This window comes from Stenotrophomonas sp. 86156_Sma, assembly GCF_056481625.1.
Window position 1 is genome coordinate 3512749 of the sequence record NZ_CM151157.1, and the last position, 18952, is coordinate 3531700.

General features: G+C 64.5%; 17 protein-coding genes and 3 tRNA genes. All 20 read right to left on the minus strand.

Annotated features, from left to right (window positions below):
• Positions 1-350: 350 nt before the first annotated feature.
• Positions 351-427 (minus strand) — tRNA-Met (locus ACZK33_RS16365).
• An 82-nt stretch (positions 428-509) separates the two neighbouring features.
• A tRNA-Met gene (locus tag ACZK33_RS16370) sits at positions 510-586 on the minus strand.
• Between the two features lie 127 nt (positions 587-713).
• The gene (gene nuoN, locus ACZK33_RS16375; RefSeq protein WP_032128648.1) at positions 714-2174 is read right to left on the minus strand and encodes an NADH-quinone oxidoreductase subunit NuoN; all 1461 of its coding nucleotides are present in this window, start codon (positions 2172-2174) and stop codon (positions 714-716) included.
• A gap of 15 nt (positions 2175-2189) precedes the next feature.
• A complete protein-coding gene (locus tag ACZK33_RS16380) occupies positions 2190-3698 on the minus strand; it encodes an NADH-quinone oxidoreductase subunit M (protein ID WP_032128647.1) in 1509 nt (502 codons plus the stop codon).
• A gap of 23 nt (positions 3699-3721) precedes the next feature.
• Positions 3722-5899, minus strand: a complete 2178-nt coding sequence (gene nuoL / locus ACZK33_RS16385; protein WP_423173785.1) for an NADH-quinone oxidoreductase subunit L — start codon at positions 5897-5899, stop codon at positions 3722-3724.
• A 7-nt stretch (positions 5900-5906) separates the two neighbouring features.
• Positions 5907-6212 (minus strand): NADH-quinone oxidoreductase subunit NuoK, encoded by a 306-nt coding sequence (gene nuoK / locus ACZK33_RS16390; RefSeq protein ID WP_005417921.1) that lies wholly within the window; start codon positions 6210-6212, stop codon positions 5907-5909.
• Positions 6209-6865, minus strand: a complete 657-nt coding sequence (locus tag ACZK33_RS16395; protein ID WP_032128645.1) for an NADH-quinone oxidoreductase subunit J — start codon at positions 6863-6865, stop codon at positions 6209-6211. The genes nuoK and ACZK33_RS16395 overlap by 4 nt, the downstream gene beginning before the upstream one ends.
• Before the next feature lie 9 nt (positions 6866-6874).
• Entirely contained in the window at positions 6875-7363 is a 489-nt protein-coding gene (gene nuoI / locus ACZK33_RS16400) for an NADH-quinone oxidoreductase subunit NuoI (RefSeq protein ID WP_006381128.1), read from the minus strand.
• A 3-nt stretch (positions 7364-7366) separates the two neighbouring features.
• Complete coding sequence (gene nuoH / locus ACZK33_RS16405; RefSeq protein ID WP_006381129.1) at positions 7367-8461, minus strand: NADH-quinone oxidoreductase subunit NuoH; 1095 nt, start codon at positions 8459-8461, stop codon at positions 7367-7369.
• Entirely contained in the window at positions 8458-10692 is a 2235-nt protein-coding gene (gene nuoG, locus ACZK33_RS16410; protein ID WP_006381130.1) for an NADH-quinone oxidoreductase subunit NuoG, read from the minus strand. Before nuoG ends, nuoH begins: the two co-directional genes overlap by 4 nt.
• Complete coding sequence (gene nuoF / locus ACZK33_RS16415; RefSeq protein ID WP_006381131.1) at positions 10689-12029, minus strand: NADH-quinone oxidoreductase subunit NuoF; 1341 nt, start codon at positions 12027-12029, stop codon at positions 10689-10691. The genes nuoG and nuoF overlap by 4 nt, the downstream gene beginning before the upstream one ends.
• Before the next feature lie 4 nt (positions 12030-12033).
• Positions 12034-12561 (minus strand): NADH-quinone oxidoreductase subunit NuoE, encoded by a 528-nt coding sequence (nuoE, locus tag ACZK33_RS16420; RefSeq protein ID WP_006381132.1) that lies wholly within the window; start codon positions 12559-12561, stop codon positions 12034-12036.
• 97 nt (positions 12562-12658) lie between these two features.
• A complete protein-coding gene (locus ACZK33_RS16425; RefSeq protein ID WP_423173784.1) occupies positions 12659-13966 on the minus strand; it encodes an NADH-quinone oxidoreductase subunit D in 1308 nt (435 codons plus the stop codon).
• Positions 13963-14712 carry an NADH-quinone oxidoreductase subunit C gene (locus ACZK33_RS16430; protein ID WP_005410462.1) on the minus strand — a complete coding sequence of 250 codons (750 nt, stop codon included), beginning with the start codon at positions 14710-14712 and terminating at the stop codon, positions 13963-13965. The genes ACZK33_RS16425 and ACZK33_RS16430 overlap by 4 nt, the downstream gene beginning before the upstream one ends.
• 33 nt (positions 14713-14745) lie before the next feature.
• On the minus strand, positions 14746-15300 hold the full coding sequence (locus tag ACZK33_RS16435) for a NuoB/complex I 20 kDa subunit family protein (protein ID WP_005410463.1): 555 nt from the start codon (positions 15298-15300) through the stop codon (positions 14746-14748).
• A complete protein-coding gene (locus tag ACZK33_RS16440) occupies positions 15291-15647 on the minus strand; it encodes an NADH-quinone oxidoreductase subunit A (protein WP_008265012.1) in 357 nt (118 codons plus the stop codon). The genes ACZK33_RS16435 and ACZK33_RS16440 overlap by 10 nt, the downstream gene beginning before the upstream one ends.
• Positions 15648-15758: 111 nt before the next feature.
• A tRNA-Leu gene (locus ACZK33_RS16445) sits at positions 15759-15843 on the minus strand.
• Positions 15844-15894: 51 nt separating this feature from the next.
• Positions 15895-16332: a preprotein translocase subunit SecG gene (gene secG / locus ACZK33_RS16450; RefSeq protein ID WP_010486424.1), complete on the minus strand. Its 438-nt coding sequence runs from the start codon at positions 16330-16332 to the stop codon at positions 15895-15897.
• A gap of 31 nt (positions 16333-16363) precedes the next feature.
• Positions 16364-17119: a triose-phosphate isomerase gene (gene tpiA / locus ACZK33_RS16455; RefSeq protein ID WP_423173783.1), complete on the minus strand. Its 756-nt coding sequence runs from the start codon at positions 17117-17119 to the stop codon at positions 16364-16366.
• Positions 17120-17975: 856 nt separating this feature from the next.
• Positions 17976-18911: an isopenicillin N synthase family dioxygenase gene (locus ACZK33_RS16460; RefSeq protein ID WP_032128257.1), complete on the minus strand. Its 936-nt coding sequence runs from the start codon at positions 18909-18911 to the stop codon at positions 17976-17978.
• Positions 18912-18952 lie beyond the last annotated feature (41 nt).

Consider the following 18952-nt stretch of genomic DNA (forward strand, 5'->3'; position numbering starts at 1 on the left):
CCTTGATCTCTTGGTTGGGTGCCGGCCTTGGCCGGCATGGAAACATGACGCCCCGGAAACGACAAAGGGCCCGCTGGGCCCCTTTTCCGGAAAGACTCCGGTGACTGGATTCCGGTTGCAACCTGCAGTGCCTGCCGGTTGCGGCCCTCCTTCCGGGTCCGGACTCCCGCTGGGAGGCCGCCTTCAGGGGTACTGCTAGGCCGCTGATGATAGCGACTGCACCGCGCTGGTGCAAGGCTTGGACCCGCCTGAAACCGGCCGCTTCGCTCGCCGGGCATGGCCCGGCGGATCAACCAGAGCCGCAAAGAAAAACGCCCTCGAAGCAGGACTTCGAAGGCGATCTCTTTACTTGGTAGCGGGGGCAGGATTTGAACCTGCGACCTTCGGGTTATGAGCCCGACGAGCTGCCAGACTGCTCCACCCCGCATCAGAAGCGGAATTATGAGTGAATGCTTCAAAACATGCAAGCCTTCCCTCATTCATCAAACCGGTTGGCGCCGATATGAAGTTGGTAGCGGGGGCAGGATTTGAACCTGCGACCTTCGGGTTATGAGCCCGACGAGCTGCCAGACTGCTCCACCCCGCACCGGAAGTGTTTGAACTGCTGCCCTGCTCTTTCGAGGAGGGCTACCGCAACGATGTTCTGGCTGAACCGCTGCAGTGACAACTCAGGCTGCGCATATTACACGAATCGCGCAGCTTTGTGTCAACTTTTATGCAAGATGCGCAAATGCCTGCTGGCACCAGACCATGATCGGGTTCCAGGCCAGGCCCAGCGCCAGCAGTGCCAGCGCGTTCACGCCCAGGACCAGGCCCAGCACGCGGTCGTTGCTGCGCGGCATGGCCTCGCCCACCGGCTCATCGAAGTACATGACCTTGATGACGCGCAGGTAGTAGAAGCAGCCGACCACGGCACACAGCACGCCGAGGATGGCCAGCCACAGCAGGCCACCGTTGACGGCCGCGCCCAGCACCGCCAGCTTGGTCCAGAAGCCCAGGAACGGCGGGATGCCGGCCAGCGACGCCATGATGCACAGCACCAGGCCGGCCATCCACGGGTTGCGGGCATTGAGGCCCTTGAAGTCTTCGATGTTCTCGGCTTCGAAGCCGGCACGCGACAGCGCGATGATCGCGCCGAAGGCGGCGGTCGACATGATGGCGTAGGCCAGTGCGTAGAACAGTGCGGCGGCATAGCCCTGCGAACCGCCACCGGCAATGCCCATCAGCAGGAAGCCGATGTGCGAGACGGTGGAGAACGCCAGCATGCGCTTGAGGTTGCTCTGCGCGATGGCCATCAGGTTGCCGATGACCAGCGAGACTGCGGCCAGGCCGGCGATCAGCAGCTGCAGTTCGGTCGACAGCGGGCCCACGCCCATTTCCAGCAGGCGGTAGGCCATGCCGAAGGCGGCCAGCTTCGGCGCCGAGCTGATGAACAGTGCGATCGGTGCCGGGGCACCCTGATACACGTCCGGCAGCCACATATGGAACGGCGCGGCACCCAGCTTGAAGGCGACGCCGGCGATCATGAACACCGCACCGGTGATCAGCAGCACGCGCTCTTCCGAGTGCGGGATGGCCTCGCGGATGACGTCCAGGTGCAGGCTGCCGGTGGCGCCGTAGATCAGCGACATGCCGTACAGCAGCAGGCCAGAAGCCAGCGAACCCAGCACGATGTACTTCATCGCCGCTTCCGAGGCCAGGCCGTTCTCACGGTTGCTGGCAACCAGCGCGTAGGAGCACAGCGCCAGCAGTTCCAGGCCCAGGTAGACCATCAGCAGGCTGCCCGCCGAGACCAGGATCATCATGCCGGCGGTGCCGAACAGGATCAGCACCGGGATCTCGCCCTGGAACAGGTTGCGGTCGCGCAGGTAGCGCCAGCCGTAGACCAGGGTCAGGCCGCTGAGCAGCACGATCCCGGTCTTCATCACGTCCGCGGCGGTATCACGCACGAACATGCCATGGAAGACCTCCCCCTGCCCGCCAACGCCGGTGGCCAGCATGAACAGCACCACGGCCAGCGCAGCGAGCGAGAACAGGTGGGTGACGATCTTGTTCCGGTTGCTGACGAACAGGTCGAGGATCATCAGGGCGAAGGCGCTGCCGATCAGCACCAGCTCGGGAGCGAGCGGTGGCAGGTCAGCGGCGGTCAATGGCAGCAGCGGCGAGGTGGTCATCATCAAATCCTGGAATTACAGCAGCTTGCTGGATGCGATCTGCATCGCCAGCTTCGCGATCGAGGGCTCCATCAGGTCGGTCAGCGGCTTGGGGTAGATGCCCAGGGCCAGCACGCCGATGGCGAACACGCCCAGCACCAGCCATTCGCGACCGTTGATGTCCTTCAGTTCGGCAACGTGGCTGTTGGCCACTTCGCCGAAGAAGATGCGCTTGTACAGCCACAGGGTGTAGGCGGCGCCGATGATCAGGGTGGTGGCCGCGCCCAGCGCGATCCACGGATTACGCTGGAAGGCCGCGAGGATGACCATGAACTCGCCGACGAAACCGCTGGTGCCCGGCAGGCCTGCATTGGCCATGAAGAACAGCATGGCGAAGGTCGCAAACCAGGGCATCACGTTGACCACGCCGCCGTAATCGGCGATGCGGCGGCTGTGCATGCGGTCGTACAGCACGCCAACGCTGGAGAACATTGCGCCGGACACGAAGCCGTGCGAGATCATCTGCACCATGGCGCCCTGCAGGCCCAGGCGGGCGGCATCGGCGTTGCCGGCTTCACGCACCAGCCACAACGCGATGAAGGTGCCCAGGGTGACGAAGCCCATGTGCGCGATCGACGAATAGGCGATCAGCTTCTTCATGTCGTCCTGCACCAGGGCGACGAGGCCGACGTAGATCACCGCGATCAGCGACAGCGCGATCACCAGCCACGCCCATTCCTGCGACGCGTCCGGGACGATCGGCAGGTTGAAGCGCAGGAAGCCGTAGCCACCGATCTTCAGGGCGATGGCGGCCAGGATCACCGAACCGGCGGTCGGCGCTTCCACGTGCGCATCCGGCAGCCAGGTGTGGACCGGGAACATCGGCACCTTGACCGCGAAGGCGATCAGGAAGGCGAAGAAGATCCAGGTCTGTTCCTTGGCCGACAGCGGCAGCGCGTACAGGTCGGCCAGCTGGAAGCTGCCGCCCTTCATGTACAGGTAGATCAGCGCCACCAGCATCAGCACCGAGCCGAGGAAGGTGTACAGGAAGAACTTCAGCGCGGCGTAGATACGACGCGGGCCGCCCCAGACACCGATGATCAGGAACATCGGGATCAGCATCGCCTCGAAGAACACGTAGAACAGCATCGCGTCCGTGGCCGAGAAGATACCGACCGTGACGCCTTCCAGGATCAGGAAGGCGGCCACGTACTGGTTGACGCGCTTGTCGATGGCGCTCCAGGCGCCGATCAGGGCAAGCACGCTGACCAGGGTAGTCAGCAGGATCAGCGCCACGGCGATGCCGTCCACGCCCAGGTTGTAGCCGATCTTGTACGCCGGGATCCAGGCATGGGTCTCGACGAACTGCAGACCGTCGATGCCCGCGTTGTAGCCGCTCAGCAGCGAGAGGCTCGCCACGAACGTCAGCACCGCTACGCCCAGCGACGCCCAGCGGGCGGTCTGCGCATCACGGATCGCAAGGATCAGGGCACCACCGATGATCGGCAGCCAGATGAGGACACTGAGTAGAGGCCAGTTCGACACGTCTTCTTATTCCGTACAGGTCATCAACGCAGGTAATGCATCAGCACGCCCAGAAGGGCAATCAGGCCGATGATCATCGCGAAGGCGTAGTGATAGAGGAAACCGGATTGGGTACGACGCAGCACGCCGGCTGCGACGTCCACAACACGTGCCGAAAGATTGACCACGCCGTCGACGATGTTGCTGTCGATCCAGCGTGCGACCTTGCCCAGCTTGACGCTGCCACCGGCAAAGCCATCGATCCACAGCTTGTCGAAGCCGTACTTGTTTTCCAGCACCGACACCAGCGGAGCGAAGGTCTTGCGCGCCTTGCCCGACAGGTCCGGCTTCCACAGGTAGAACAGCGCAGCCAGCAGGAAGCCCGCCAGGGTCAGCCAGAACGGCGGCAGCATCATGCCGTGCAGCGCGAACGCCACCGGCCCGTGGAACTCTTCGCCCAGGAAGGCAACGGTGTTCTTGGCCGGATCGTAGAAATCGACGATGCCGGTGAAGAACGTGTTGACCTGGCCCTTGATTGCGTCGTGTGCATGGTGGCCGGCCCAGTCGGTGCCGTGCAGCATCGGACCGATGCTGAAGAAACCGATGGCGATCGACGGGATGGCCAGCAGGATCAGCGGCAGGGTCACCACCCACGGGGTTTCGTGCGGCTCATGCGGACCGTGGCCATGGCCGTGGTCGTCATGGTGCGCGTCCCCATGATGGGCATCAGCAGGGTGCGCATCTGCGGCGTGGTGATCGTCATGGGCATGGCCGTGATCATCATGCACGTCGCGGAAGCGCTCCTTGCCGTGGAAGGTCAGGAACAGCAGGCGGAAGCTGTAGAAGCTGGTCACCAGCACGCCACCCAGCACTGCCCAGTAGCCATAGGTGGCCACCCAGCTGTTCTGCATGTGGGCGTGGATCTCGGCCGCCTCGATGATGGTGTCCTTCGAGTAGAAGCCGGAGAAGAACGGCGTACCGACCAGGGCCAAGGTACCGATCCACATGGTGACGAAGGTGATCGGCATGTACTTGCGCAGGCCGCCCATCTTGCGCATGTCCTGCTCGTGGTGCATCGCGATGATGACCGAGCCGGCACCCAGGAACAGCAGCGCCTTGAAGAAGGCATGGGTCATCAGGTGGAACACGGCGGCCGAGTAGGCGGACACGCCCAAGGCAACGGTCATGTAGCCCAGCTGCGACAGCGTGGAGTACGCGACGACGCGCTTGATGTCGTTCTGCACGATGCCGATCAGGCCGGTGAAGAACGCGGTGGTGGCACCGATGAACAGGATGAAGTTCAGCGCGGTCTGCGACAGCTCGAACAGCGGCGACATGCGGGTGACCATGAAGATACCGGCGGTCACCATCGTCGCGGCGTGGATCAGTGCCGAGATCGGGGTCGGGCCTTCCATCGAGTCCGGCAGCCACACGTGCAGCGGGACCTGGGCCGACTTGCCCATGGCACCGATGAACAGGCAGATGCAGATGACGGTGGCGATCGACCAGATCACCGGCTCGTTCAGCAGCTGCATGCCCAGGATCGTGCCGTCCCAGATCTGCAGCTGGGCGCGCGGGTCAGCCAGCATGCCGGCCTGCGAGAACACCTGCGAATAGTCCAAGGTGCCAAACACCCACAGCACGCCGGCGATACCCAGCAGGAAGCCGAAGTCACCGACGCGGTTGACCAGGAACGCCTTCATGTTGGCGAAGATCGCGGTCGGGCGCTTGAACCAGAAGCCGATCAGCAGGTACGACACCAGGCCCACCGCTTCCCAGCCGAAGAACAGCTGCAGGAAGTTGTTGCTCATCACCAGGGTGAGCATCGAGAAGGTGAACAGCGAGATGTAGCTGAAGAACCGCTGGTAGCCCGGGTCGTCCTGCATGTAGCCGATCGTGTAGATGTGGACCAGCAGCGACACGAAGGTCACCACCACCATCATCATCGCGGTCAGCTTGTCGACCATGAAACCGACGTGGGCCGAGTACTGGCCGACTTCGAAGAACGTGTAGATGTTCTGGTTGAACGGCTGCGCGCCGCCCCACAGCAACTGGTAGAGCGTGTACATCGACAGGCCGCAGGCAACCGCGACGCCGAGGATGGTGATGGTCTGCGCGCCGAAGCGCTTGACCTGGCGACCGAACAGGCCGGCGATGATGCTGCCGAACAGCGGTGCAAGCACCACTGCGATCAACAGACTCTTGGAGAGAGTGATTTCCATCTGTGGATCAGCCCTTCAACGAATCGACTTCGCCGACATTGATCGTGCGGCGGGTACGGAACAGGGTCACCAGGATCGCCAGGCCGATGGCGGCTTCCGCGGCGGCGACGGTCAGGATGAAGAACACGAACAGCTGGCCGGACGGATCGCCCAGCTGACGCGAGAAGCCGACGAAGTTGATGTTCACCGACAGCAGCATCAGTTCGATCGACATCAGCAGGACGATGACGTTCTTCCGGTTGAGGAAGATGCCGGCCAGGCTGATGGCGAACAGCACCGCGCCCAGCGCAAGGATGTGACCAAGGGTAATCACGGCTGGGTCTCCTCGCCGGCGGCCGGCTTGCTGTTGCTGTGCACGACCGGCGCTTCGGCGCCCATCTTGACCATGCGCAGGCGCTGGCCAGCCTTGACCATGGTCTGCTCGCCCGGGTTCTGGCTCTTCACGCCGGTACGGCGGCGCAGGGTCAGCATCACGGCGGCAACCACGGCCACGGTCAGGATGACGGCGGCGAACTCGAACGGCAGCAGGTACTCGGTGAACAGCGTACGCGCCAGCCAGGTGACGTTGGAGCTGTCGGCAGCGACCGCAGCGGCGTTGTCGGCCGGGAACGGGTTGACCGCCCTGCCCTTCACGCCGATCAGGATCAGCATCTGCACCAGCATCGCCACGGCAACAATGAGACCGACCGGCAGGTAGCGGACCCAGCCCTCACGCAGCTTGGTGGGGTCGATGTCGAGCATCATCACCACGAACAGGAACAGCACCATCACCGCGCCGACGTAGACCAGCACCAGCGCCACGCCGAGGAACTCGGCGCCGACCAGCAGCCACACGCAGGCAATGGAGAAGAAGGTCAGCACCAGGCAGAGCACGGCGTGAACCGGGTTGCGCACGCTGATCACCGCACCGGCCGAAACCGTTGCCGCGATGGCGAACACCCAGAAAGCGATATTTACCCAATCCATCTCTCGACCTCAGCGGTAAGCGGCATCGGCGGCGCGACGCTCGGCGATCTCGGACTCGAGACGGTCGCCCAGGGCCAGCAGCTGCGGCTTGGTAACGATGTTTTCGCCACGATTCTCGAAGTGATACTCGAGGATGTGGGTTTCGACGATCGAGTCCACCGGGCAGCTTTCTTCGCAGAAGCCGCAGAAGATGCACTTGAACAGATCGATGTCATAGCGCGTGGTACGGCGGGTGCCGTCTTCGCGCTTGGCCGAGTCGATGGTGATGGCCAATGCAGGGCACACCGCTTCGCACAGCTTGCAGGCGATGCAGCGCTCTTCACCGTTGGGGTAACGGCGCAGGGCGTGCAGGCCACGGAAGCGCGGCGACTGCGGGAACTTCTCCATCGGGTACATCATCGTGTACTTGGGCTTGAAGCTGTACTTCAGCGTCAGCCAAAGGCCGCCCAGCAGTTCGAGCAGCAGCAGGCTCTTGAAGTAATGGGTAATCCTGTTCATCACTTAGACGCCCTTTTGAATCACGCCGAAGAACACCATGACGGCGGTAACCGCGATCCACAGAATGGCCAGCGGGATGAAGACCTTCCAGCCCAGGCGCATGATCTGGTCATAGCGGAAGCGCGGGAAGCTGGCACGGAACCAGATGTAGGCACTGGCGAAGAAGAACACCTTGACGAACAGCCACGGTGCACCGCCCTTCCAGATCCAGTCGACCAGCGGCGAGACGTCGCCGAAGTTGACCCAGCCCTGGATGGGGCTCAGCCAGCCGCCGAGGAAGAAGATCGAGATCAGGAAGCTGATCAGGATCATGTTGGCGTATTCGGCCAGGAAGAACAGCGCGAACGCACCGCCCGAGTACTCGACCATGTGGCCAGCGACGATTTCCGATTCACCTTCCACCACGTCGAACGGCGCGCGGTTGGTTTCGGCAACGCCCGACACCCAGTAGATGACGAACAGCGGGAACAGCGGCAGCAGGAACCAGTCGAAGAAACCGGAATTGCCGGCCTGCGCCATCACGATGTTGCTCAGGTTCAGGCTGCCCGACGCGATCATCACGCCGACCAGGGCGAAGCCCATGGCGATTTCGTAGCTGATCATCTGCGCCGAGGCGCGCATGGCACCCAGGAACGCGTACTTCGAGTTGGACGCCCAACCGGCCAGGATGATGCCGTAGATGCCCAGCGAGGTCATCGCCAGCAGGTACAGCAGGCCGGCGTTGGCATTGGACAGCACGATCTGCGAATCGAAGGGGACCACCGACCAGGCCGCGAAGGCCGGGGCCAGGGTGATCAGCGGTGCCAGCAGGTAGATCGCCTTGTTGGCGCTGCTCGGCTGGACCACTTCCTTGAACAGCAGCTTGAAGACGTCGGCGAAGGCCTGGAAGATGCCCATGCCCACGTACATCGGGCCGTGGCGGACGTGCATCCAGCCGATCAGCTTGCGTTCCCAGACCACGTAGAAGGCCACCGAGATGATCACCGGAACGGTGATCACCAGGATCTTCAGGATGATCCAGATCAGCGCGCCGATGTCACCAAGGCCAAGCAGCCACTGGTGCAGCGGGTCGACCGCGTTCAACAGCAATTCGTTCATGCAGCCACCACCGTTACGCGAGCGGCACCCAGCGGCGCGGTCGCGCCGTGGCCCGATTCAATCCAGACCGAACCCGCAGCGACGCGGGCGTCGATCACCACCGGCAGGGTGGCCTTGCCGGCATCGGTGCCGACCTTGGCCATCTGCCCTTCCTGCAGCTGCAGGCGAGCGGCATCTTCAGCGTTCAGCACGATGCGCGGGGCGTTGTTGAGCGGATGCGACTGCAGCGCCGGGGCGCGACGGACCACCGCATCGGTGCGGTAGATCGCGGCGGTCGAAGCCACTTCCAGGCCTTCGCCGGCAACCACCGGCTGTGCCGAGGCGGCAACGGCGACCGACACCGGGGCCAGGCTGGCGCGCAGGCCGGCCAGGTCGGTGAAGTCGAAACCGGCTACCGCCAGCTCACCGCCCAGGGCGCGCAGCACGCGCCAGCCCTCACGGGCCTCGCCCGGCAGCTTGCCGCCGGCACGCGCCGACTGCTCGCGACCATCGAGGTTGGTCAGGGTGGCGTCGATTTCCGGCAGCGCACCGATCGGCAGGATCACGTCGGCAACGTCGCGGGTGGAGACGCAGGCGAACTGGCTGAAGGCCACCACCTTGGCGCCGACCAGCGCCTTGCGCGCGGCGGGAGCGTCGGCGAAGTCCAGGCCCGGCTCCAGGCCGTAGACCACGTACGCCTGGCGCGGCTGCGCCAGCATCGCGGCGACGTCCTTGCCGGCCGGCAGCACGCCTGCGCGGGTCAGGCCAACAGCGTTGGCACCCTGCGGGATGCGGCACAGCTTGGCACCGGTCGCAGCAGCGAAGTCACGCGCGGCGGCGCGGATCGCGGCAGCCTGCGGATGGTTTTCGGCGATGCCACCGACGATCAGCACGGTGTTGTTGCCGCCCTGCACCGCCGAACGCAGCTCGGCGTTGGCCAGCGCGTCGACGAACTTCGACGGCGCGACGATCTGCTTGCCGGCGATGCTGAAGGCGAAGTCGAAGTCCACCGGGTTGACGACGTGGATCTTCGCGCCGTTGGTGGTCTGCGCCTTGCGCAGGCGGGCGTGCAGCAGCGGCAGTTCGTGGCGGATGTTGCTGCCCAGAACGACGATGCGGTCGGCGCCTTCGATCTCGGCCAGCGGCAGGCCGAACACTTCGGCGGTTGCGGCGTCGGAGAAATCGCGGTTGTTGATGCGGTGGTCGATGTTGCTCGAGCCCAGGCCCTTGGCCAGGCGGGCCAGCAGCGCGCCTTCCTCGTTCGAGGTGGACGGGTGCACCAGCACGCCCAGGTTGTCGCCCTGGTTGGCCTTGAGGATCTCGGCGGCCGCGGCCAGGCCTTCGGCCCAGCTCACTTCCTTCCACTCGCCATTGACCTTGCGCAGCGGCTTGACCGCACGGTCTTCGCTGTAGAGGCCCTGGTGCGAGTAGCGGTCACGGTCGGACAGCCAGCACTCGTTCACCGCTTCGTTGTCGCGCGGCACGGTGCGCAGCACTTCGCCGCGACGCACGTGCAGGAACAGGTTCGAACCCATCGCGTCGTGGTAGCCCAGCGATTCGCGCGCGGTCAGTTCCCACGGGCGGGCGCGGAACTGGAACACCTTGTTGGTCAGCGCGCCGACCGGGCAGACGTCGACGACGTTGCCGGACAGCTCGGTGGTCAGCGGCTTGCCGTCGAAGGTACCGATCTGCAGGTTCTCACCGCGATACATGCCACCCAGTTCATAGGTACCGGCAACGTCGGCGGTGAAGCGGACGCAGCGGGTGCACTGGATGCAGCGGGTCATCTCGGTGGCGACCAGCGGGCCCATGTCCTCGTCCGGCACCACGCGCTTGCGCTCGTTGAAGCGGCTGACCGAACGGCCATAGCCCAGCGACACGTCCTGCAGCTCGCACTCGCCGCCCTGATCGCAGATCGGGCAGTCCAGCGGGTGGTTGATGAGCAGGAACTCCATCACCGAGCGCTGGAACTTCAGTGCCTTCTCGCTGCGGGTGGCGACCTTCATGCCATCCATCACCGGGGTGGCGCAGGCCGGCGCCGGCTTCGGCGACTTTTCCACGTCCACCAGGCACATGCGGCAGTTGGCGGCGATCGGCAGCTTCTCGTGGTAGCAGAAGCGCGGAATCGAAATGCCGGCCTTGTCGGCCGCCTGGATGATCATCGAACCCTTGGGCACGACCAGCGACTTGCCATCGATTTCGATGGTCACGTGATCCGGTGGCACGTTCGGGTTTACGGGTTGCGCGCTCATGCGGCGGCTGCCTCCACCTTCTTGCCGTCAACCATCGAATGACCGTTGACGATGTAGTACTCGAATTCGTCCCAGAACTGGCGCAGGAAGCCCTGGATGGGCCATGCAGCCGCTTCACCGAACGCACAGATGGTGTGGCCTTCGATCTGGCCGGCCACCGCCTTCAGCTGGTGCAGGTCTTCCATCGTGGCCTTGCCGGCGACGATGCGCTCCAGCACGCGGTGCATCCAGCCGGTGCCTTCACGGCACGGGGTGCACTGGCCGCACGATTCCTTGTGGAAGAACTGGCTGATGCGGCAGGCGAACTTGACGCAGCAGACACTGTCGTCGAGCACCACGATCGCACCCGAACCCAGGCCGGAGCCCAGCGCACGGATGGTGTCGTAGTCCATCGGCAGATCCTGCAGCTCGGCCGCGGTCAGTACCGGCATCGACACGCCGCCCGGGATCGCGCCCTTGAGGGTGCGGCCCGGACGCAGGCCACCGGCCATCTCCAGCAGGTCGTGGAACTTGGTGCCCAGCGGCACTTCGAAGTTGCCGCCGTTCTGCACGCAGCCGGACACCGAGAAGCACTTCGGACCGCCGTTGGCGGTCAGGCTCAGACCCTTGAACCACTCCGGACCGTTGCGGATGATCGCCGGCACCGAACCATAGGTTTCGGTGTTGTTGATCGTCGACGGCTTGCCGTACAGACCGAAGTTGGCCGGGAACGGCGGCTTGTAGCGCGGCTGGCCCTTCTTGCCCTCCAGCGATTCCATCAGCGCGGTTTCTTCGCCGCAGATGTACGCGCCGGCGCCCAGCGCACCGTAGATGTCGATGTCCACGCCCGAGCCCATCACGTTCTTGCCCAGCCAGCCATTTGCATAGGCGTCGGCCAGGGCCTGCTCGAAGTGCTCGAACGGCTCGTGGTGGAACTCACCGCGCAGGTAGTTGTAACCCACGGTCGAACCGGTGGCGTAGCAGGCGATCGCCATGCCCTCCACCACCGAATGCGGGTTGTAGCGCAGGATGTCGCGGTCCTTGCAGGTGCCCGGCTCGGATTCGTCCGAGTTGCAGAGGATGTACTTCTGCATGTTGCCCTTGGGCATGAAGGACCACTTCAGGCCGGTCGGGAAGCCTGCGCCACCGCGGCCACGCAGGCCCGAGGCCTTGACCATCTCGATGACCTGCTCCGGCGGGATCTTCTCTTCGAGGATCTTGCGCAGGGCGGCGTAGCCACCGGTCTTCAGGTAGCTTTCGTACGACCACGGGGTGTCGTAATGCAGGGTGGTGTAGACCACCTGGTGCGGCAGCGGCGCGGGGCCGACCGGACCCTTGGATTCGTGGTGATGTGCCATGCCCTTACTCCAGCCCGTCCAGCAGCTCGTCGACCTTTTCCAGGGTCAGACGCTCATGGTAGTGACCGTTGATGACCATCATCGGCGCGCCGCCACAACCGGCCAGGCACTCTTCCTCGCGCTTGAGGTAGACGCGGCCGTCCGGGGTCGATTCACCGTGCTTGATGCCCAGCTTCTTCTCGCAATGGCGGACGATGTCCTCGGCGCCATTGAGCCAGCAGCTGATGTTGGTGCAGATGGCCACGTTGTTGCGGCCCACCTTCTCGGTCTCGAACATCGAGTAGAAGCTGGCGACCTCGTAGGCCCACACCGGCGGCAGGTCGAGGTACTTGGCCACGCCGGCGATCAGTTCGTCGGTCAGCCAGCCCTCGTTCTGCTCCTGGGCCGCATGCAGGCCCTGCAGCACGGCAGAGCGCTTGCGGTCCGGCGGGAACTTGGACAGCCAGTGATCGATGTGAGCGCGGGTCTTGTCGCTCAGCACCACCATCGGGTCGACGTCGCGCGCCGCCTCGAAATTACCTGTCGCCTTCATCGGCCGACCTCAGCGAAATGCATAACGTGAAATTCCAGAAACTGCGGCGCCGGCTTGCGCCGGCTGCCTGCAGCGGGCGTTGGCGTGGCGGATGGCATTACCGGTCAACCTCGCCGAACACCAGGTCGTAGGTACCGATCATCGCCACCACGTCGGCCAGCATGTGGCCGCGCACGACCGAATCGATCGAGGACAGGTGGGCGAAGCCCGGCGCACGCAGGTGCACGCGGAACGGCTTGTTGGCGCCGTCGGAAACCAGGTAGCAGCCGAACTCGCCCTTGGGCGCTTCCACTGCAGCGTAGGTTTCACCGGCCGGCACGCAATAGCCTTCGCTGAACAGCTTGAAGTGGTGGATCAGCGCTTCCATGTCGTCCTTCATGTCCTCGCGCTTGGGCGGAGCGACCTTGAAGTTCTTGACCATGACCGGGCCGGGGTTGGCCTTCAGCCACGCCACGCACTGCTTGATGATGCGGTTGGACTCGCGCATTTCGGCAACGCGGACCAGGTAGCGGTCGTAGCAGTCGCCTTCCTTGCCCAGCGGGATGTCGAAATCGACGGCATCGTACTTGGCATACGGACGCTTCTTGCGCAGGTCCCAGGCGATGCCCGAGCCGCGCAGCATCACGCCGGTCATGCCCCACTGGTGGGCCAGTTCCGGAGTGACCACGCCGATGCCGACGGTACGCTGCTTCCAGATACGGTTGTCGGTCAGCAGGGTTTCGTATTCGTCGATGCGCTTGGGGAACTCGACGGTGAAGTTCTCCAGGAAGTCCAGCAGCGAGCCTTCGCGCGAAGCATTGAGCTGCTTCAGCGCCTTGCCCTTGTGCCAGCGCGATTCCTTGTACTTCGGCATGTGGTCCGGCAGGTCGCGGTAGACACCGCCCGGACGGTAGTACGCCGCGTGCATGCGCGCGCCGGAGACCGCTTCATAGCAGTCCATCAGCTCTTCGCGCTCGCGGAAGGCATACAGCATCACCGCCATCGCACCCAGGTCGAGCGCGTTGGAGCCCAGCCACATCAGGTGGTTGAGGATGCGGGTGATTTCGTCGTACATGGTGCGGATGTACTGCGCACGCTCCGGCGCTTCGATGCCCATCAGGGTCTCGATCGCGCGCACGTAGGCGTGCTCGTTGCACATCATCGACACGTAATCCAGGCGATCCATGTAGCCGATCGACTGGTTGAACGGCTTGGACTCGGCCAGCTTTTCGGTACCACGGTGCAGCAGACCCACGTGCGGGTCGGCGCGCATGATGGTTTCGCCGTCCATTTCCAGGATCAGGCGCAGCACACCGTGCGCGGCCGGATGCTGCGGGCCGAAGTTCATGGTGTAGTTGCGGATTTCCTGCCGGCTTTCGGCGGCGTTGCTGGCGAAGGCTTCGCCGGCCTGGTATACGTGGCTCACTTCACTGCCTCCTGCGCGCGCTCACCTTCTGCGGTCTGCAGACGGGCGTCGTCGCGGATCACGCGCGGCACGCCGACACGCGGCTCCACCGAGGTGACCGGTTCGTAGATCACGCGCTTCTTTTCTTCGTCGTAGCGGACTTCGACATTGCCGATCAGCGGGAAGTCCTTGCGGAACGGATGGCCGACGAAACCGTAGTCGGTCAGGATCCGGCGCAGGTCCGGGTGGCCTTCGAAGATCACGCCGTACAGGTCGAACGCTTCGCGCTCGAACCAGTTCAGGCCCGGCCAGATGCCGGTCAGCGAGGACACCACCGGCAGCGCTTCGTCAGGGGCGAAGCAGCGCAGGTGCATCATCAGGTTGTGCTGGTACGAACGCAGCTGGGCGACCACGGCGAAGCGCTGGGTCGGCATGTGCTGCGGGCGGGCACCGTCGGCGCCGTTTTCCTCGGTGGGGAACTCGCCCCACGCGAAACGGCCCTGGGCCTTGCCTTCGACGCCACGGCTGAAGCCCTGCGAGGACACGTCGGCGGTGTCCCATTCGTCGGAGCCATAACCGAGGTAGTCGACGCCGCAGAGATCCACGGCCTGCTCGAAACCAAATTCGTCACGCAGCGCCAGGGCGGTGGCGTGCCACTCGGCGGCAGGCACTTCCAGCGTCACTTCGCCGCGGGGTTCGACCACGATGACCTTCGCACCTGCGAAACGTGCGGAGAGTCGGTCGATGAAGGATGCTTGCTCTGCCATGGGGGCTTGGCGCGCTCTTGTCAGGTGAAGGGGTCAGCGGGCGATGGTCTGTGTACGCCAGATCTTCTTCTGCAGCTGCAGGATCCCGTACACCAGCGCCTCGGCGGTCGGCGGGCAGCCCGGGACGTAGACGTCCACCGGCACCACGCGATCACAGCCGCGCACCACAGAATAGGAGTAGTGGTAATAGCCGCCACCATTGGCGCAGCTACCCATCGAGATGACCCACTTCGGGTCCGGCATCTGGTCGTAGACCTTGCGCAGCGCCGGGGCCATCTTGTTGACCAGGGTACCGGCCACGATCATCACGTCGGACTGACGCGGCGACGGGCGGAACACCACGCCGTAGCGGTCAAGGTCCAGGCGCGCGGCGCCGGCATGCATCATCTCGACCGCGCAGCAGGCCAGACCGAAGGTCATCGGCCACATCGAGCCGGTGCGCGCCCAGTTCAGCAGTGCATCGACGCTGGTGGTGACGAAGCCCTTTTCCAGCAGCGGGTTGTCGCCTTCCGGCCGCAGGATGTCATCAACCCGGCCTTCCGGCGTGGGGTTGTTCATGAGGCCATCGAGAGTCTGAATCACTCCCATTCCAGCGCTCCCTTCTTCCAGACGTAAATGAAACCGAGGAACAGCATGCCGACGAACAGGCCCATGGTGATGAGCGAACGGGCACCCAGCTCCATGAAGACCTGGGTCCACGGCACGATGAAGATGATTTCCAGGTCGAAGACGATGAACTGGATCGCGATCAGGTAGTAGCGCACGTCGAACTTCATGCGCGCGTCTTCGAAGGCCTCGAAGCCGCACTCGTACGGCGACAGCTTTTCCAGATCGGGGCGGCGGGGACCGAGGAATCGACCAACCAGCATCAGCGTAATGCCGATACCGGTGGCAACGATCAGAAACAGCAGAGACGGCAAATATTCGGCCAGCACAGCGATTCTCTCTTGCCTCTGCCGCCGCGCCTGCAGGCGCTTTGGCATGGGGGAGTGGACGGGAATCTGCCTGGCGCCTTGCGCGCCAGACGAACCCGCTTTACTTACAAATGGTGCCCAAGAGGGGACTCGAACCCCTACGACTTGCGTCGCTACCACCTCAAGGTAGTGCGTCTACCAATTCCGCCACCTGGGCAAACGATCACATCAGACTATCTTCCCGATGCGCCGCGTATTGTAACCGGCTTCAGTCTTTCTGGGAGCCTTCCGAAGGCTTTTCTTCACCAGAAACCGAAGATTCCGCCTGAGCCGGCACATTCGCGGCCGGAACCGGGGCGGCCGGGACCGCATCGGCCTTCGGAACGGCCGGCAGTTCACCCGCCGGAGCCGCCGGAGCGACTGCCGCCGGTGCGGACATCAGGCCCAGATCCTGGTCGGCCGCCGGGCGGCTGCCATGACCGGCATACCAGGCCATGAAGAGGCTGATGCCGAAGAACACGACAGCCAGCCACTTGGTCGACTTGGACAGGAAGTTCGAGGCGCCGCGCGCACCGAACACCGTACCCGAGGCACCGGCACCAAAGCCCGAACCCGCCGCCGCACCCGAGCCACGCTGCATCAGGATCAGCGCGATCATGGCCACAGCGACCAGCACGTAGACGACATTGAGGATCAACATCAGCATTGGAAACCGCCCTCGGACAAAACTTCTAGGATTAGTTCGCGGCCGCCGCCCGTGCGATGGCCAGGAAGTCCGCGGCCACCAGGGAGGCGCCGCCGACCAGCCCACCATCGACATCCGGCTGCGCGAACAGTTCCCCGGCATTGTCGGGCTTCACGCTACCGCCGTAAACAATGGGCAGTGAATCAGCGATTCTAGCATCGATACGCGCGACTTCGCCACGGATGAACGCGTGCACCTGCTGCGCCTGCTCCTTGGTCGCGGTACGGCCGGTACCGATGGCCCAGACCGGCTCGTAGGCGACCACGGCCTTGGCGAAACCGGTCGCGCCGACCAGCTCCAGCACCGGCGCCAGCTGGCCGGCGATGACCGCTTCGGTCTGCCCGGCCTCGCGCTGCTCCAGGGTCTCGCCCACGCACAGCACCGGCACCAGGCCGGCGTGCTGGGCGGCGGCGAACTTGCGCGCGACCAGCTCGCTGCTTTCGTGATGGTACTGGCGGCGCTCGGAATGGCCGACCAGGCCATAGCGGGCGCCGACCTCAACCAGCATGGCCGCGCAGACCTCGCCGGTGTAGGCGCCCTTCTCGTTGCTGCTCACGTCCTGCGCGCCAAAGGCCAGGCCGGTCTCGCCGAAGTCCTCGACCAGCTCCCCCAGGTAGGGCAGCGGCGGCAGGATCACCACGTCCACCCCCTCCAGCGGCAGCCCGGCGGCGACCTGCCCCAGCAGTTCATTGGCGAATTGACGGCTGCCATGCAGCTTCCAGTTTCCGGCGACGATCTTGCGGCGCATGAGCGGGTGGCTCCTGTGTGAAGTCAGCCGGTCATGATACCCGTTACGGCAAAAATCCGTTTCCGTGTAAGCGGTTACATGGATTTTCAGCCAACGGCGCAGCCCCTCGTGGCGGGGGCGGGGTTGGGTTGGTCGCGGAGAGCCCGGTTGGATTTGGGGCTTGGCCGGGCGGGTGGGACTGCGCAGGGGGCGCTGCAAGTCCCCCTCCGGGGCCCGGCCCAGCCGCTGGCGGCTGTGCGTTCGGGCGCTTGCGAAGCAGTGCTTCGCAAGCAAAGCGCCCTCCCCCCTGTAAGCTCGGTCGCCGCTTGCTCGTGTGCGCTGTCCTGCACACACGAGCAAGACCCGGGTTGGGCGTCCTGCCCAACGCGCCCGAGGCATGCCTCGGGCCCATGCGGCTCACGCCCCTGCGCAGCCCCACCCGCCCGGCCTCTGACACATTCCGGCGGTTCCGCCCGCCACGGAAAGAAAAAAGAAGAGCAAGAGCAAAGGCAAAAGCTGCAATCCGGGTTGCTACCGGTTAGATCAACCCCCTACCCCACTTGGATCTGACAGATCTCATCCACGCATGGCGTGGATCTACCGTGTCGACCAAGGTCGACACCTACCGGGAATCGCGATTTACCCACCGTCACCGGGAAACTGTCGGGGGTGGGGCGGTATGGGTTGGCAGGACCGTTGGCGCCATGGATGGCGACATCGAGCCCCCAAGGACGGGTTTACGGCGTGTCCTGACAACCCACACCGCCCCGCCCAACCAGCAGAAACCCAGAGCCGCTTTGGCTTTGGCTTTGGCCTCTGCGGGTGCAGGGCGCAGCCCTGCAAAAAAAAGGCCGCCTTTCGGCGGCCTCACTTCTCATTACTTCAGCTTGATCTCGCGCAGGCGTTCCTCGAGGAAGCCGTGGGCGGTGATCGCCTCCGGGTACCGGCTCGGGTTCTCCGGGGTGATGCAGGACGGCAGCACGTCGATCAGATAGTCCGGGTTCGGGTGCAGGAAGAACGGCACCGAGTAGCGCGGCTGGCGGGCCAGCTCGCCCGGGGGGTTGACCACGCGGTGGATGGTCGACGGATACACGTGGTTGGTCAGGCGCTGCAGCATGTCGCCGATGTTGACCACGATGGTGTCCGCGTCCGAGGTGAACGGCACCCACTCGCCCTCGTGCGACTGCACTTCCAGGCCCGCGGCGCTGGCGCCGACCAGCAGGGTGATGAAGTTGATGTCGCCATGCGCGCCGGCGCGCACGTTCGGGATGTCGTCGGTGGTGATCGGCGGGTAGTGGATCGGGCGCAGGATCGAGTTACCGAAGTTGGTCTTGTCGGCGAAGAAGTCTTCCGGCAGGCCGATGTGCAGGGCCAGCGCCGACAGTACGCGCGAACCCAGGTTGTCCAGCGCCTGGTACAGGCCGTAACCGCGCTCGCGGAAGCCCTCGACCTCGGTCGGCCACAGGTTCGGCGCCATCACGTCGCGGTACTTGGAGTCGTCGGCGATCTCGCGACCGATGTGCCAGAACTCCTTCAGGTCGAAATGCTTGGAGCCCTTGGCGGTCTCCACGCCGAACGGGGTGTAGCCGCGGGCGCCGCCACTGCCGGCCACGTGGTATTTGCGCTTGACCTCCTCCGGCAGGGCGAAGAAGGCCTTGAAGGCATCGTAGGCCGCGTCGATGTCGGCCTGCGGGATGCCGTGGTTGCGGATGCCCGCGAATCCCCATTGGCGGTAGGCCGCGCCCAGCTCGGCCACGAAGGCCTCGCGGTCGCTGTCGAAACGGGTGATGTCGAGGGTGGGGATCTGGCTCACAGCGGTTCCTGGCTTGTCGTTGGGTCTGGAAGGGCCAGCGC